The sequence below is a fragment of the Flagellimonas sp. 389 genome (assembly GCF_018449435.1).
Lineage (GTDB): Bacteria > Bacteroidota > Bacteroidia > Flavobacteriales > Flavobacteriaceae > Flagellimonas.
Window position 1 is genome coordinate 62,456 of sequence record NZ_JAHCMU010000003.1, and the last position, 15,479, is coordinate 77,934.

16 protein-coding genes are annotated in these 15,479 nt (G+C 38.8%); 9 read left to right on the plus strand and 7 right to left on the minus strand.

The features are described 5' to 3' along the window. Nucleotides 1-6 precede the first annotated feature (6 nt). From scpA to KIM67_RS03530, 8 genes are all read left to right on the plus strand, one after another. Nucleotides 7-2,004, plus strand: coding sequence for a methylmalonyl-CoA mutase (scpA, locus tag KIM67_RS03495; RefSeq protein WP_371815664.1), 1,998 nt, complete (start codon nt 7-9; stop codon nt 2,002-2,004). Between the two features lie 135 nt (nt 2,005-2,139). After that, nucleotides 2,140-2,913: a ParA family protein gene (locus KIM67_RS03500; protein WP_213829982.1), complete on the plus strand. Its 774-nt coding sequence runs from the start codon at nt 2,140-2,142 to the stop codon at nt 2,911-2,913. After that, the gene (locus tag KIM67_RS03505) at nt 2,914-3,825 is read left to right on the plus strand and encodes a ParB/RepB/Spo0J family partition protein (RefSeq protein WP_213829983.1); all 912 of its coding nucleotides are present in this window, start codon (nt 2,914-2,916) and stop codon (nt 3,823-3,825) included. Beyond that, nucleotides 3,818-4,471, plus strand: a complete 654-nt coding sequence (locus KIM67_RS03510) for a DUF5683 domain-containing protein (RefSeq protein ID WP_213829984.1) — start codon at nt 3,818-3,820, stop codon at nt 4,469-4,471. The genes KIM67_RS03505 and KIM67_RS03510 overlap by 8 nt, the downstream gene beginning before the upstream one ends. Before the next feature lie 3 nt (nt 4,472-4,474). After that, nucleotides 4,475-5,176, plus strand: a complete 702-nt coding sequence (gene dapB / locus KIM67_RS03515) for a 4-hydroxy-tetrahydrodipicolinate reductase (RefSeq protein WP_213829985.1) — start codon at nt 4,475-4,477, stop codon at nt 5,174-5,176. A gap of 47 nt (nt 5,177-5,223) precedes the next feature. Then, nucleotides 5,224-6,966, plus strand: a complete 1,743-nt coding sequence (gene lepB, locus KIM67_RS03520) for a signal peptidase I (RefSeq protein WP_213829986.1) — start codon at nt 5,224-5,226, stop codon at nt 6,964-6,966. Between the two features lie 53 nt (nt 6,967-7,019). After that, the gene (locus tag KIM67_RS03525; protein ID WP_213829987.1) at nt 7,020-7,643 is read left to right on the plus strand and encodes a WbqC family protein; all 624 of its coding nucleotides are present in this window, start codon (nt 7,020-7,022) and stop codon (nt 7,641-7,643) included. Next, entirely contained in the window at nt 7,636-7,944 is a 309-nt protein-coding gene (locus KIM67_RS03530) for a DUF6122 family protein (protein WP_213829988.1), read from the plus strand. Before KIM67_RS03525 ends, KIM67_RS03530 begins: the two co-directional genes overlap by 8 nt. Here KIM67_RS03530 and KIM67_RS03535 read toward each other — a convergent pair. From KIM67_RS03535 to KIM67_RS03565, 7 genes are all read right to left on the minus strand, one after another. Next, entirely contained in the window at nt 7,933-8,949 is a 1,017-nt protein-coding gene (locus tag KIM67_RS03535; protein WP_213829989.1) for an endonuclease/exonuclease/phosphatase family protein, read from the minus strand. The two genes, KIM67_RS03530 and KIM67_RS03535, sit on opposite strands and share 12 nt — an antisense overlap. Before the next feature lie 20 nt (nt 8,950-8,969). Next, nucleotides 8,970-9,836: a rhomboid family intramembrane serine protease gene (locus KIM67_RS03540; RefSeq protein WP_213829990.1), complete on the minus strand. Its 867-nt coding sequence runs from the start codon at nt 9,834-9,836 to the stop codon at nt 8,970-8,972. Between the two features lie 3 nt (nt 9,837-9,839). Beyond that, nucleotides 9,840-10,574: a rhomboid family intramembrane serine protease gene (locus tag KIM67_RS03545; RefSeq protein ID WP_213829991.1), complete on the minus strand. Its 735-nt coding sequence runs from the start codon at nt 10,572-10,574 to the stop codon at nt 9,840-9,842. After that, nucleotides 10,575-12,422, minus strand: a complete 1,848-nt coding sequence (mutL, locus tag KIM67_RS03550; protein ID WP_213829992.1) for a DNA mismatch repair endonuclease MutL — start codon at nt 12,420-12,422, stop codon at nt 10,575-10,577. Beyond that, on the minus strand, nt 12,422-12,706 hold the full coding sequence (locus KIM67_RS03555) for a riboflavin synthase subunit beta (RefSeq protein ID WP_213829993.1): 285 nt from the start codon (nt 12,704-12,706) through the stop codon (nt 12,422-12,424). The genes mutL and KIM67_RS03555 overlap by 1 nt, the downstream gene beginning before the upstream one ends. A 318-nt stretch (nt 12,707-13,024) precedes the next feature. Continuing rightward, a complete protein-coding gene (gene ribH, locus KIM67_RS03560; protein WP_213829994.1) occupies nt 13,025-13,507 on the minus strand; it encodes a 6,7-dimethyl-8-ribityllumazine synthase in 483 nt (160 codons plus the stop codon). Nucleotides 13,508-13,512: 5 nt separating this feature from the next. Further along, nucleotides 13,513-14,274, minus strand: coding sequence for a tol-pal system YbgF family protein (locus tag KIM67_RS03565; RefSeq protein ID WP_213829995.1), 762 nt, complete (start codon nt 14,272-14,274; stop codon nt 13,513-13,515). A gap of 125 nt (nt 14,275-14,399) precedes the next feature. Between KIM67_RS03565 and KIM67_RS03570 the strand changes: the two genes are divergently transcribed. Beyond that, nucleotides 14,400-15,479, plus strand: a complete 1,080-nt coding sequence (locus tag KIM67_RS03570; protein ID WP_213829996.1) for a DNA replication/repair protein RecF — start codon at nt 14,400-14,402, stop codon at nt 15,477-15,479.

A 15,479-nucleotide genomic window follows, 5' to 3' on the forward strand; every position in this document is an offset into this window, starting at 1 on the left:
AACTCCATGAACTTTGCGGCAGGAATTGCGCCTTTTCTTCGTGGACCCTACTCCACCATGTATGTCCGCAGACCATGGACAATTCGTCAATATGCCGGTTTTTCCACAGCAGAGGAAAGCAATGCGTTTTATAGAAGAAATTTGGAGGCTGGTCAAAAAGGGCTTTCCGTGGCCTTTGACCTTCCTACCCATAGAGGTTATGATAGTGACAACGACCGTGTGGTGGGCGATGTAGGAAAAGCAGGTGTTGCTATTGATTCCGTTGAAGATATGAAAGTTTTGTTCGATGGAATCCCATTGGATAAAATGTCCGTTTCCATGACCATGAACGGAGCGGTACTCCCCATAATGGCTTTTTATATTGTTGCCGCAGAAGAACAAGGGGTAACCAAAGAAAAACTCTCAGGTACCATACAGAACGATATTCTTAAGGAATTCATGGTAAGGAATACCTACATCTATCCCCCTACACCATCTATGCAACTGGTCGCCGATATTTTTGAGTATACGAGTAAACATATGCCAAAATTCAATAGTATCAGTATCTCTGGTTATCACATGCATGAGGCCGGTGCGCCTGCTGCTCTTGAACTTGCCTATACACTTGCTGATGGCATAGAATATATTAGAACAGGATTAAAAGCAGGTCTTAAAATAGATGATTTCGCCCCTAGACTTTCTTTTTTCTGGGGAATTGGAATGAATCATTTTACGGAGATTGCCAAAATGAGGGCAGGTCGCTTACTTTGGGCCAAGCTCTTGAAAAAGTTTCATCCAAAAAATGAAAAATCGTCAATGCTGCGTACTCATAGTCAGACCAGTGGTTGGAGTCTAACGGAACAAGACCCCTTCAACAATGTAGCACGAACAACTATTGAAGCTATGGCAGCGATCTTTGGAGGTACACAGAGTTTGCATACCAATGCCTTGGATGAAGCCATAGCACTGCCAACTGATTTTTCTGCTAGAATTGCCAGGAACACCCAAATTTATCTACAACAGGAGACGCACATTACCAAGACCGTAGATCCTTGGGCGGGAAGTTATGTTGTTGAAAACCTTACTAAAGAGATAGCGGAAGAAGCTTGGCGACTTTTGGAAGAGGTAGAAGAGCTTGGCGGTATGACCAAAGCCATTGAAGCAGGGATACCAAAAATGAGGATTGAAGAAGCTGCCGCTAGAAAACAAGCCCGTATCGATAGTGGACAGGACACCATAGTGGGGGTAAATAAGTATCGTTTACAGGATGAAGACGACCTTCAAATTTTGGAAGTGGACAATGACAAGGTGCGAAAACAACAGGTAGCTCAGATAGAACACATCAAATCGACCAGAAACGAATCTGCTGTACAGGAAATCTTGTCCCAGATTACCTTAACATCCAAGAAAGCCAAAGAAAACGAAGCCGAGCGTGAAAATTTATTAGCTTTAGCAGTGAAAGCAGCAAGAGCGCGTGCAACCTTAGGAGAGATCAGCGATGCGATGGAAGAGGTTTTTGGACGTTATCGTGCTAAAATTCAATCATTTACAGGAGTGTATTCCAAAGAAATCAAAAACGACAAAAGCTTTGATAAGGCCAGAAAGATGGCCGACGACTTTGCCGTAGAAGAAGGTAGGCGACCCAGAATCATGATTGCAAAAATGGGTCAGGATGGCCATGACCGGGGTGCTAAAGTAGTAGCCACCGGATACGCCGACCTTGGTTTCGATGTAGATATTGGACCACTCTTTCAAACTCCGGCCGAGGTTGCCAAACAAGCTGTTGAAAACGATGTTCACGTATTGGGGATTTCGTCTTTGGCAGGGGGTCATAAAACGCTCGTACCAGAAGTTGTAAGGGAGTTGAAAAACTATGGCAGGGAAGACATCATGGTCATTGTAGGAGGCGTCATTCCAAAACAAGATTATGAATATCTGCTTCAGCACGGTGCTGTTGCAGTATTTGGCCCGGGTACAAAAATCAGTAGTGCAGCTATCGAAATCTTAAACATTTTGATGGACTAGCTCCGGTTAACACCTTTAAAGATAAAACTTTAACGTTCTTTAACGCCCTATGTTAAGGTTATCCAATGCCTGTTAACAAAATACATTTTTTAGCATCTTAAATAATTGTATTTTTAACCTCTAACTTACTATGAAATGGGCAAGATAATTGCTATTGCAAATCAGAAGGGCGGAGTAGGAAAGACAACCACTACCGTTAACCTCGCTGCCTCTCTTGGCGTATTGGAAAAAAAGGTGCTTCTTATTGATGCGGACCCTCAAGCCAATGCTACTTCTGGTTTAGGTATTGATGTAGACAGTGTGGAGAAGGGCACGTACCAATTGCTTGAACATACGATGACCGTGGACGAGGTTATTATACCTACGGATTCCCCAAATGTTGATTTGATTCCGGCCCATATTGATTTGGTCGCAATTGAAATTGAATTGGTCGATAAGGACAATAGGGAGTACATGTTGAAGGAAGCTTTAAAAAGCTTAGGGGACAAATATGATTTCATATTGATAGATTGCGCTCCATCTTTAGGCTTGCTTACCTTGAATGCACTAACAGCTGCAGATTCGGTGATGATTCCCATCCAATGTGAATATTTTGCCTTAGAAGGTCTTGGTAAGCTATTAAATACTATCAAAAGCGTTCAAAAAATACACAATAACGATTTGGACATTGAAGGAATGCTACTGACGATGTTCGATTCTAGATTACGCCTTTCCAACCAAGTTGTGGAAGAAGTCAAAAAACATTTTGCAGATATGGTTTTCGATACCATAATCCAAAGAAATGTGAGACTGAGCGAAGCACCTAGCTATGGGGAAAGCATTATAAAATATGACGCCAGTAGTAAAGGTGCCACCAATTACCTGAATCTGGCCAATGAAGTATTGAAGAAAAACAAGGAAAAAGTTTAAATGGCGAAAGCAACAAAAAAACAGGCTTTGGGACGAGGCCTGTCAGCCCTATTGAAAGATCCCGAAAATGACATTCAATCAGTTTCGGATAAAAATGCAGATAAGGTAATAGGCAACGTAGTCGAACTGGAAATAGATGCTATAGAAGTAAATCCTTTTCAGCCCCGTTCCAACTTTAATGACGAAGCACTCAACGAACTTGCCAGTTCTATTCGGGAGTTGGGAATTATACAACCCATTACGGTAAGAAAACTCGATTTTAATAAGTTTCAACTGGTTTCAGGAGAGCGAAGGTTTCGTGCTTCAAAATTAGTGGGATTAAAAACGATCCCTTCTTATATACGTATTGCCAACGATCAAGAATCCTTGGAAATGGCATTGGTAGAAAATATTCAGCGACAAGATTTAGACCCCATCGAAATTGCACTTTCTTACCAAAGGCTCATTGATGAAATCCAGGTAACACAAGAGAAACTGAGTGACCGTGTAGGGAAAAAACGCTCTACCATTACCAATTATTTACGCCTACTGAAACTGCATCCGATTATTCAAACTGGAATGCGGGACGGTTTTGTAACTATGGGACATGGAAGAGCCCTTGTAAACATTGAAAAAAGGAAAGATCAAATCAATATTTATGAAAAGGTTGTCTCAGATGGACTTTCTGTTCGGGAAACTGAGCGTTTGGTCAAGACCTACAAGGAATCAAGAGATGGAATAGAGCCTGAAAAAAGCGAAGGAACTAGTAAAAGCATCCCAAACTATGTTACCAAAGGAGCAGAACTCTTAAAAGAACATCTTTCAGTAAAAGTGGATATTACCACTTCCCAAAACGGCAAAGGCAAAATTGTGATTCCTTTTCACTCCAAAGAAGAATTTCAGCGTCTAAGAAAATTATTGACAGGTGAGTAAGAACATATTTTTTCTACTTTTTTCTTTTCTGTTTCTACATTTAGCTTTCTGTCAGGAAGAAGAGGAAACCGCCCCTCATCCCCAAGAGATTGACTCTTTGGCACAAGGCTTGGAAGGGGAAGGAATTATCATCCAGGAAGTTACGTATGAAAAAAAGAGAATAAATCCACTTGCTCCCAGCAAAGCTGCATTTTATTCAGCAATACTTCCAGGGCTTGGACAAGTCTATAACAAGCGCTATTGGAAAGTTCCAATTGTATTGGGTGCAATAGGTACGGGCGTTTACGTGTATTCCTTTAATAATACGGAATATAACCGAGCTAGGGACGCATTCAAAAGAAGACTAGCTGGTTTTACAGATGATGAGTTTTATGACATAAATAACGATAACGCTGTTGGTTCAGCTCCCGATATCTCAGATGAAGCATTACAAAATGCCCAAGAGAGTTCGCAACGTGACCGGGATTTAGCACTATTGATTTCCATAGCACTTTATGTTTTGAATATTGTCGATGCGAACGTAGATGCGCATTTAAAACAATACAATGTAGATGATAATCTATCTGTAGATTTTCAACCTTCTATAAACTTCAACCCCATCACCAATAGACCCAACTATGGGATGGCGCTGGTCGTAAAATTTTAGCACATGAATATTGGACTGTTCGGTTACGGGAAAATGGGCAAAATGATTGAGCAAATCGCTATAAACAGGGGTCACTCAATTGTTGCAAAAATAGATGTGAATTCCATTAAAGTAGATTACAGCGCAATGGACGTTGCTATCGATTTTAGTACTCCAGAATCAGCTTTTAAGAATATAACGGATTGTTTTGAAAATAAAGTGCCCATAATATCCGGTACTACAGGGTGGTTGGATAATTACGAAGATGCCATAACTTGTTGCAAGGAGAAAAAGGGTGCTTTTATATATTCATCCAATTTTAGTTTAGGTGTAAATATTTTTTTTGAGCTCAATTCTTATCTGGCCACAATGATAGGAAACTTGGAGCAATATAATGTGGCTATGGAGGAAATTCATCATACACAAAAACTGGATGCTCCAAGTGGAACGGCCATAACCTTGGCAGAAGGGATTTTAGCCCATACCCCCTACCAAAGTTGGCAGTTAGATAAGGCTGAAAAAAATGTCATTCCCATTACTTCCAAGCGAGAGGGCAACGTTCCAGGTACGCATACCGTAACCTACGAAAGCAATGTAGATACCATAGAAATCAAACATACAGCGCACAATAGAGAGGGTTTTGCCTTGGGCGCTGTTATCGCTGCGGAATGGATTCAAGGAAGAACAGGTATATTTTCTATGAAAGATGTGTTAAATCTAAAATAAAACGTAACAAAAATTAAGACTTCGTGTCTAAAAACTAAACTTTACATATGGACGGTACACAGTGGATTATTTTTATCTTAATTGTACAGATCATTCATTTTCTTGGAACTTGGAAACTTTACGTAAAAGCAGGTAGAAAAGCTTGGGAGACCGCTATACCAATTTATAATGGTATTGTTCTAATGAAAATCATAAACAGGCCTTGGTGGTGGGTACTTTTGCTATTTCTGCCCATTATCAATTTATTGATGTTCCCGGTGGTATGGGTCGAGACCATTAGAAGTTTTGGCAAAAACAAGCTTTTAGATACATGGCTGGCCATTCTAACACTAGGTTTTTATATCTACTACATCAATTACGCAGAAGATGTAAGCTATATTGAAGATAGAAGTTTAAAGCCAAGAACAGGACTTGGTGAATGGGTAAGTTCCATTGTTTTTGCGATAGTGGCAGCGACATTTGTCCACACCTATTTTATCCAACCTTACGTTATACCTACGGGTTCTTTGGAGCGCACACTTAGGATTGGGGATTTTCTGTTCGTGAGCAAGTTTCATTACGGTGCAAGATTGCCCATGACCACTTTGGCCGCACCTATGGTCCACGATACGCTACCTGTTTTAAAGAAAAGGTCCTATATAGCGGATGTTAATCCAGAAACGTACAAAACATCATGGAAGAACAAGCTGCAATTACCCTATTTACGTCTTCCAGGATTTAATACGATAAAGAAGAACGATATTGTGGTTTTTAGTCTTCCTTCAGATACGTTGTATCAGTTTTTTAAGGCCGAAAAGGCGGTCAAAAAGCCTATTGATAAAAAATCCAACTATGTAAAAAGATGCGTGGGCACTCCGGGTGATTCACTTTCGGTAATAGATGGGTTCGTCCATATCAATGGAGAAAAACTCAAACTTTCGGACAGGGCAAAAGTCATGTACGATTACACTATTTATTCCCAAAAAGGGGTGTCTAGCAAACTACTCTCGGAAGTCGATGCTTCAGATTATCTTAGAAAATACATCACAGCAGGGGTAAATCAAAATCAATACAATGCCTTGGCGCCATACTTGTTGGGTGCCCAACAAACCCCAGACGGAAAGATTGAACTGATCACCCAAGAGAAAGGAATACCTACAGAGGTTATTAGGCAACTACGACTTTCACTGACCGAGGAAAAACCAAGATCAAGAATTGCCAATCTAACCGATGAAATGGTCGAACAGCTACGGAAAAATCAAAGCGTGGATTCCGTAGTAAAAACAAACGAAGGGAAAGGTGTTTATGGTGGTGCGTATCCCCAAAAACCTAACATTCACCCTTGGAACGTCGATAATTTTGGCCCTATCTATATTCCAAAAGCAGGAGCTACTGTAACGTTAACTCCTGAGACCATTCCACTCTACAAAAAAATCATTAGGGATTATGAAAACAATGAAGTAGAGGTCAAAGGTCAAAAGATGTACATTAACGGAACAGAATCATCATCTTATACCTTTAAACAGGACTACTACTGGATGATGGGTGATAACAGAGATCATTCCGAGGATTCCCGAACTTGGGGCTACGTACCCGCCGACCATATTGTAGGTAAACCCGTTTTTCTTTGGATGAGTTTTGATAATTTTGACGAGGGCCTCGCCAACTGGAGACCACGTTGGGAACGTATCTTCACCACGGTAGGCGGCAGCGGAGAACCTGTATCTTATTTGATATACTTTTTGATAGCTTTAGGAGGCTGGTTTGTTTTTGACTTTTTTAGAAAGAAGCGCAAGAAGAATGCTGAGTAATCGGTGTTTGGTGTTCAAAAAAAGTGTTTTTTACCTGTTAAAAATATTATGTATTGAAAACCTTGGTCCACCCTACATATTTTCCCAACATTATCACCTTTGCCGTGATTGTTCAGAATGATGTTATCTGGGAAGGACATGATAATTTTCAAAAACAGACCTATAGAAATCGCTGTTATATTGCAACGGACCAGGGAAAACATATGCTTAATATTCCAATAAAACATGTAGGCGGTAAAGAGGGTCGACAAAAGTATCATGCTGTTGAGGTAGACAATAGTACAAACTGGCAAAAACTGCATTGGCGAACTTTGGAAACAGCATATAGAACGTCTCCTTTTTTTGAGTTCTATGAAGATGACCTTAAACCCTTGTTCGAGGAACCTGCCAGTTTACTTTACGATTTCAACTTAAAAACAATAGCAATTATTGGTGAATGTCTGGGAATAAAAACTCCCATGGAGCGAAACGTATCTTTTGAAAAAAAATCCAAAGAACTCATTGATTCAAGGCTTCTGGTGGATGCCAAAAAAAGTCCAACGATTGCCGTTGATGAATATGCGCAGGTTTTTGGGGAAAGAAATGGTTTTATAGCCAATCTCAGTATTTTGGATTTACTTTTCAACGAAGGAACCAATACACTTACTTTCTTAAAAAATCTATCTCTTAATGCCTAGGTTCATTGTCCATTATGGAATTCACTTTATAGTTCCTCTTCTAATTGGTCTTTTGCTCGTAAAAGAAGATAAACTAAAGGTCACGCTTATTCTTTTGGCAGGTATTTTAATCGATATAGACCACATAATAGCTGAACCTATTTTTGATGCTGACCGATGTAGCATTGGCTTTCATCCACTTCACAGTGTTTGGGCAATCCTTCTGTATTGCCTACTACCTTTTTTTAAAAAGACGAGAATAATCGGCCTGGCCTTGATCATTCATATCATAGCGGATAGCGCAGATTGTTTATTGATGTGATGTATACCGCAATGTAGCCGCTACAGGGTAATGGTCGGATAGTTTTTCGTCAAAATTGGTATGCGAAATCACTTGAAATGAAGCGTCTGCTAGAACATAATCGATTCGTAACGGGAAATTAAAAATCTTGTAGGTACGACCAAATCCATTTCCCTTTTCCAGAAAGCTATCCTGTAAATCGTCTCGTACTATTCTGTAGATATTCGAAAATTGGGTATTGTTCAAATCCCCGCATACAATGGTGCTGTAGGGACTTTGCTTAACATGGTCATTGAAGATTTTCGCTTGCTCCAATTGTTTAGAGAACGTATTGACGAGTCTTTTATAGGTTTTTTCTGATTCTTTCTCAGAAAATGTTTCTGATGAAGGAACAATACTAAAGGACTGCAAATGCATATTATAAACACGTATTGTATCGCTCCTTACAAGAAGATCCACATAGATGACATTGTTTATGGTACCTGGAAAATCGATAGACCCTTTATTTAAGATCGGATATTTGGAAAAAATGCCCTGTGTAATTTTACCAACAGAATCAGGTGTAATGCTGTTATATGGATATTGGGACAATTCATCTTTTCGCTCTCTATGAAATTCTTGTATGCACAGGATATCTGGTTTTTCAGCCTTAATAAAATCAATGATTCGGTCTCCAATGTTAGGCTCTTTTATCCATTCGTATTTATTAAAATGCCATACATTGAAGGTCATTATCCTTAAATCGGATATTTCATCAGCATCCTGATTTTTGTTTCCAACTCCATAAAAGGGCCCAAAAACAAAATAGCCCATTGCCAAAGCAGCTAACGACCATAAGAACTTTCTCTTTTTTCTATATATCCAATATAAAAGGAAAAGTACATTTACAATAAATAAAAAAGGAACACTTAAGCTAAGTACAGAAAGGACCGGAATTATTTGAATACTAAAAAAAGATAATATGCAGGTCAATAACAGCACTATGGCAACTGTAACATTAAATCCAAAGATCAACTTTCCGAGCATACTCAACGCTTTTTCACGAATTAGTCTTCTTTTCCTGCCTTAAAAAGAAAATCCTTTTCAGCTTTGGATAAGCTTTCATAACCGGATTTACTGATTTTGTCTAGAATGGCATCTATTTTACGTTGGTGGGCTTCTTTATCGTAATCCTTGGCGCTTTTGTTTTTGGCAGTGTTCTTCTTGTACACCGTTTTTAATGGTGCTTTTTTATCCCTAGGCTTGAACCATTGCGCAATAGCATTTCTAAACTTTCCAAAACCTGAACCTATATCGGTTCCTTTTAACAATTGTCGTGCATAAATATACCCAAGGAGAGCACCACCTAAATGGGCAAGCCTCCCCCCTACATTTCCTCCAGAAGGAATTTGAATTAAATCTACCAAAATAAAGAACGCTCCAACATACCAAAGCTTCACATTAAAAAATATGATACGGACTTCTTGGTTTGGAATATAGGCACATACAAATATAAGCACCGCTGTGACCCCAGCGGACGCTCCAATCAAAGCGGTGTTGGTATTCAATAGTGTAGGGAATACATTGTAGCTCAATAAGAAGATCAATCCCCCTACTATTACCCCTAAAAAATATACATTGATAAATCGTTGTACATCAAAAAGATTCAAGAAAATACGTCCTGTAAAATAGAGCATGATCATATTCCAAAAGATATGACCAAAGCCAGCATGGAAGAATGAATATGTAACTATGGACCAAGGTTGTCCAAAAAACTCCATGAAATCTTTTGGAAGGTGAAACCAGCTAGCTACCGAACCTCCAAGAAGTGCCAATGCCAAACCATCCAGAATGAAAATCAACACATTGAAGGCTATTAGCTTTTCCGCTATAGTTAGCCGAGCAAAATTATACTGTAAACCACCGTTAGCCATAGGTTAGTTCCATCTGTTTTGATTAAACTGATTTTTTTTCCAATACCACATCATAAGGAAGCCGATCAGTGCGCCTCCAATATGGGCAAAGTGAGCTATTCCCGTATTTATGTTGCCTATTCCAAAAATTAAATCCCCCAGCAACAACAAAGGCACAAAATACTTGGCCTTAATGGGTACGGGAAGAAATATGAGCATAAGTTTCGCTTCGGAATACATAAAAGCAAAAGCTACCAAAACACCATATATAGCTCCAGAAGCACCAACAGCTGGCGTATTATAAGCACTCAAAAAATTATCTATTGTGCTTTTGGAAGCTAAATTGTACCAATCTGGACTATACTGCCCATTAGCCAGAATGTCCAAAACCTGTGTTTCCGTCATCCCAGAATTGACCAAAGCGTTCATACCTTCACTAAAAAGATAATAATTGACCCCTGAGTGCAAAAAGGCTGAGCCCAAACCCGCTGAAAAATAAAAGAAGAGGAATTTGTTCCTGCCCCAAACCTGCTCTAGAGGCGTGCCAAATGCCCATAACGCATACATGTTGAAAAGTATGTGCATGACGCTCCCATGCATGAACATATGGGAAATGACCTGCCACCATTGAAAATTGGTATTCTTAGGGAACCAAAGTGACAACCATTGGTACATTTGGTCGCCATATAATTGTGTGGCAAAAAACAAAATAACGTTGATGATCAACAGGTGTTTTACTGCCTCGGTCAATCTACCCATTTAGCTAAATTTTTTTTCAATATCCCCTTCAGAGATAATAATATACGTCAATTTTTGTGAAGGACTTAGTGTTGGCTCCTTACAACCGAATAAATCGTTTACCAATGCCAATTGTGATTCTTTGTCCAATAACTCCCCTGTTTTTACCGCAAGGTTTTTAGCAAGTGTTGCTGCTAAAACTTCTGCTTGGGAAATTGAATTTCCTTCGAATCCTTCTTTATAATCTGCCATTATTCGGTCTAATACCGTGCCAATTCCCCTTTCAGAAAGAATTAAAGGAACACCTGTCACTTTAACAGTCTCTCCTTCTAAACTTTCAAAAGCAAAACCAACATTGGCGAGACTATCCTTAACTTCTTTTAAAACAGTAAGTTCTTGTTTTGTAAATGAAAGCTCCAAAGGAAACAAAAGCTGTTGGCTTATACCTTCTTTTACGGTTATCTCGGTCAGGAACTTTTCAAAAAGCACCCGTTCATGAGCACGATTTTGATTAATGACCAACATACCCGATTTAATAGTACTAACAATATATTTTCTTCTAAGCTGAAAGGTAGTTCCTGTATGTTCTTCGGTATCAGAATCTGAATAAAAAGTACCTTGGGCAATATTATCGGATTCTATTTGTACACTACTAAAATTGTCGGTCTTTATTTCAGCATCCAACCCTTCGTATAGATTTTCCCAACCTTTAGCACTCGTCTTTTTATAAGTGCCCGTACTGCCTGTTTTTTCTTGGGTAGATTGAAATGGATTAAAAGAAGTGTCCACCGTTACTTTTGGGAGTATTACACCTTTCTCTTTGTACTCGTAGGGAGTATCAAGATTCGGGTCATGGTCAAAATCCAATACGGGAGCCACATTAAATTGTCCCAAGCTATGCTTTATGGTCGACCGCAAAATAGCGTACATCGTATTTTCATCATCAAACTTAACTTCTGTTTTCGTAGGGTGTATATTGATGTCTATTGATGATGGATTTACTTCCAAGTACAAAAAATACCCAGGATACAGATCAGACTTTATGAGCCCTTCAAAGGCCGCTACTACGGAATGATGTAAATATGGACTCTTGATGAATCTGTCGTTGGCGAAGAAAAACTGTTCTCCCCTACTCTTTTTTGCAAACTCGGGCTTACAGATGAATCCGGAAATTTTGACCACTTCGGTCTCCTCATTTACCGGAACCAAGCGGTCGCTCATTTTGGTTCCAAAAACATGACTTATCCGCTGCCTGTAGTTGGTCTTTGGCAAGTTAAAAACTTCTGAACCATTGTTGTAAAAATGAAATTCAATAGTAGGATGCACTAAAGCAACTCTATGAAATTCATCCATAATGTGACGTAACTCAACTTGGTTTGATTTAAGAAAATTACGTCTTGCGGGAATATTGAAGAATAGGTTTTTAACCGCTATCGACGTGCCCTTAGGGGTTGCAATAACTTCTTGTATTACTATTTTACTGCCCTCTATCTTCAGATGGGTTCCTACCTCGGTACCATCCGTTCTGGTCTGCATATCTACATGGGCAATGGCAGCTATTGAAGCTAACGCCTCTCCCCTAAACCCTTTGGTCTGTAAATTAAACAAGTCTTGGGCATTGGATATTTTGGAGGTTGCGTGGCGTTCAAAAGACAATCTTGCATCGGTCTCGCTCATTCCCAAGCCATTATCAACTACTTGAATTAAAGCCTTTCCTCCGTCTTTTACAATTAGTTTTATCAAGGTAGCTTCTGCATCGATTGCATTCTCCAATAACTCTTTCACAACCGAAGCTGGTCGTTGAACCACTTCCCCTGCCGCGATTTGATTGGCGACATGGTCTGGCAAAAGTTTAATGATATCTGCCATTAGGAAGTCAGAAATATTGATAAATCAAAGTCTATAATGAAGAGAAACAACACTATCAAAATGGCCACAATGATAAGGAATCTGAGTTTGATATTTTTATCGCCCTCATTCTTTAAATCCTCTACCGCTGAGGAAAATTTATTTTTAAGACCACGTTGTGTATGTGCAGTACTTCTGTATTTATCCAGTTTATGTTCTATTTTAAAAGGATTGTCTTCACCTTTATAATAACGTGGTGAATAATTATAAGTTCTATTTTTTCTAAGTTTTAGAAAATTTCGCATCGTATCCTTTTCCAAGTGTTACCAAAGGTACTTAAAATCGAAAAAATGTCCTGAAAAGCAATCCCAAAAAGTGTTAACAGTATATAAAATGCAAATACAAGAATCAAACTCAAGTTCAAAAGTCAAAGACAAATTCAAAATACAAGTTCAAGTTCAAGAGTTAAGTTCAAACTCAGTAAGACTAACACATGTTCAATTGCATATTATAAACTGTAGCGGAAACACTTATTTTTAATTTTTTGAACTTGTGCTTGCACTTGAGCTTGAAAAATCCCAATGAAGTAAGGTTGTATTTTGAGTTTGTTTTTGTATTTGGACTTACTTACCCAAAACCGCCATTTTAATGGCAGCGATAGCAGCTTCTGTACCTTTGTTGCCATGTTTTCCACCGCTGCGGTCCAATGCTTGTTGAAGATTGTTATCTGTCAGCACACAGAAAATTACAGGAATATCATAACTGATATTTAAATCTTTAATGCCTTGCGCTGTAGCACTACAAACAAAATCAAAATGACTGGTTTCGCCACGGATAACGCTACCAATAGCGATTACTGCATCAATTTTTTGTGTAGTTAGCATTTTTTTACAGCCAAATGTGAGTTCGTAACTGCCCGGAACGTCCCATCTTACAATGTTATCCGGTAATGCACCGCAATCCAACAGCGCATCAACTGCTCCATCGTAAAGGCCTTCGGTAATTGTTTCGTTCCATTCAGAAACAACAAGCCCAAATCGAAGTTTCTTCGCATTCGGGATTGTAGATTTATCGTAAACCGATAGATTTTTATTCTCGGTAGCCATTTTGACTAATTTTTGGCCAATCCTATAAGTAAATCGATATTATTCGCTTCTTGAGCCATAGAAAATTCACTTTTGATGCGCTCAAAGAAACCTTTAGCTTTTTCTTTTTGTCCCAAATCCATAGCGATTATACCTGCCTTGTACAAAAATCTAGGGGTTGTATATTCATTTTCACTATGCGCTACAGCTTTTTCATAGTAATCCAAGGCATCTTCTGGTTGGCTCAATTGCGAAAAAGCATCACCTATACCACCTTTGGCCATAGCTCCCAAAACCGCATCATCCGATGAAAAATTCTCTAGATGGGTAATCGCTTCTTGGTATTGCTGCATATTAAGGTATGTCATACCAGCAGAGTAGTTCGCAAGATTTGCAGCCTTTGTACCTTTATATTCCTCAATAATATCCAAAAAACCATATTTTCCTTCAGCACCGTTCAAAGCCAACAAGAAAAGAGAATCCTTTTCCGTTTCATTGGTCAAGGCCTGATCAAAATACTGTTGGGGATAATAAAGCTCGTTTGCAGCGGAAGCTTCCTTTGGTTTTTGGATAAACTCATTATAACCTAGATATCCAAGAACACCAATGGCAATAGCTGCTATGGCGCCCAAAATATAGTTTTGATTTTTTTGAACCCAAGCTTCGGTTTTAGAAGCACCTTCATCCAACGTACTGAAAACCTCAGCAGTTGTGCTGTTCTGCTCATCCAGTTGATTTTCCTCAACCTTGTTCTTTGGCTTAAAGCCTCGCTTCTTGTATGTTGCCATCCTTGATTTTATTAATCGGGCAAAAATAAAGTTTTTATCCAAAACCAAAAGGTAATTTATTCGTTATTTTTGGAATCTTTAATTAATTGCTAACCGACCGAAATCCTTAGATTTCTTCAGCTTTTATGTTTTTAAGGCACTTATCTTTAGTTAATTATAAAAATTTCGCTTCCAAGAGCCTGGAATTTGATCCAATAATCAATTGTCTGGTCGGGGATAACGGCGTTGGCAAAACCAATATTCTGGATGCTATTTACCATCTTTCCTTCGGTAAAAGCTATTTTAACCCAGTTGCCACACAAAATATAAAGCACGAAACCGATTTTTTCGTCATTGAAGGGGAATTTGAAAAAAATGAGCGTAGCGAAAAAATCATATGCAGTTTTAAAAGAGGGTTAAAAAAAGTTATCAAAAGAAATGGCAAGGCATACGATAAGTTTTCAGAACATATAGGTTTTTTGCCCCTAGTAATCATTTCACCATCTGACAGGGATTTGATCATAGAAGGGAGCGATACCCGTAGAAAGTTTATGGACGGTGTGATTTCCCAATCGGATAAAGCATATTTGCAAACACTCATTAAATACAATAAAGTATTGGTGCAACGTAATTCACTGCTAAAATACTTTGCCGTAAACCATACGTTTGACGCTGATACTTTAGCAATTTATAACGAGCAATTACATGGTTTTGGAACGGAAATACATCAAAAAAGGATGGAATTCATTACCGCTTTCATTCCAATCTTTAAAGAACAGTACGCCCATATTTCCGAGAAAGAAGAACAGATAATGCTCTCTTACGAAAGTCAACTCGCAGAGAAAAAACTATCCGACCTTTTGGAGAACTCGATAACTAAGGACAGGGCGTTGCAGTATACAAGCGTGGGCATCCATAAAGATGATCTAAACTTTACCATTGATGGACATCCCATAAAAAAGTTTGGAAGCCAAGGGCAGCAAAAAACATTCTTGATCGCTTTAAAATTGGCGCAGTTCCATTTTATTAAAGAGCAGGCAAAAACCACACCTATTCTGTTATTGGATGATATTTTTGACAAGTTGGACGAAAATCGTGTCTCCCAAATAGTTGCATTGGTGGACAATGATGATTTTGGACAGATTTTTATCAGTGATACGCATGCGGAACGAACCGAAAATGTAGTTAAAAACATTCATCAGAGTTATAAAATATTTACCTTGTAG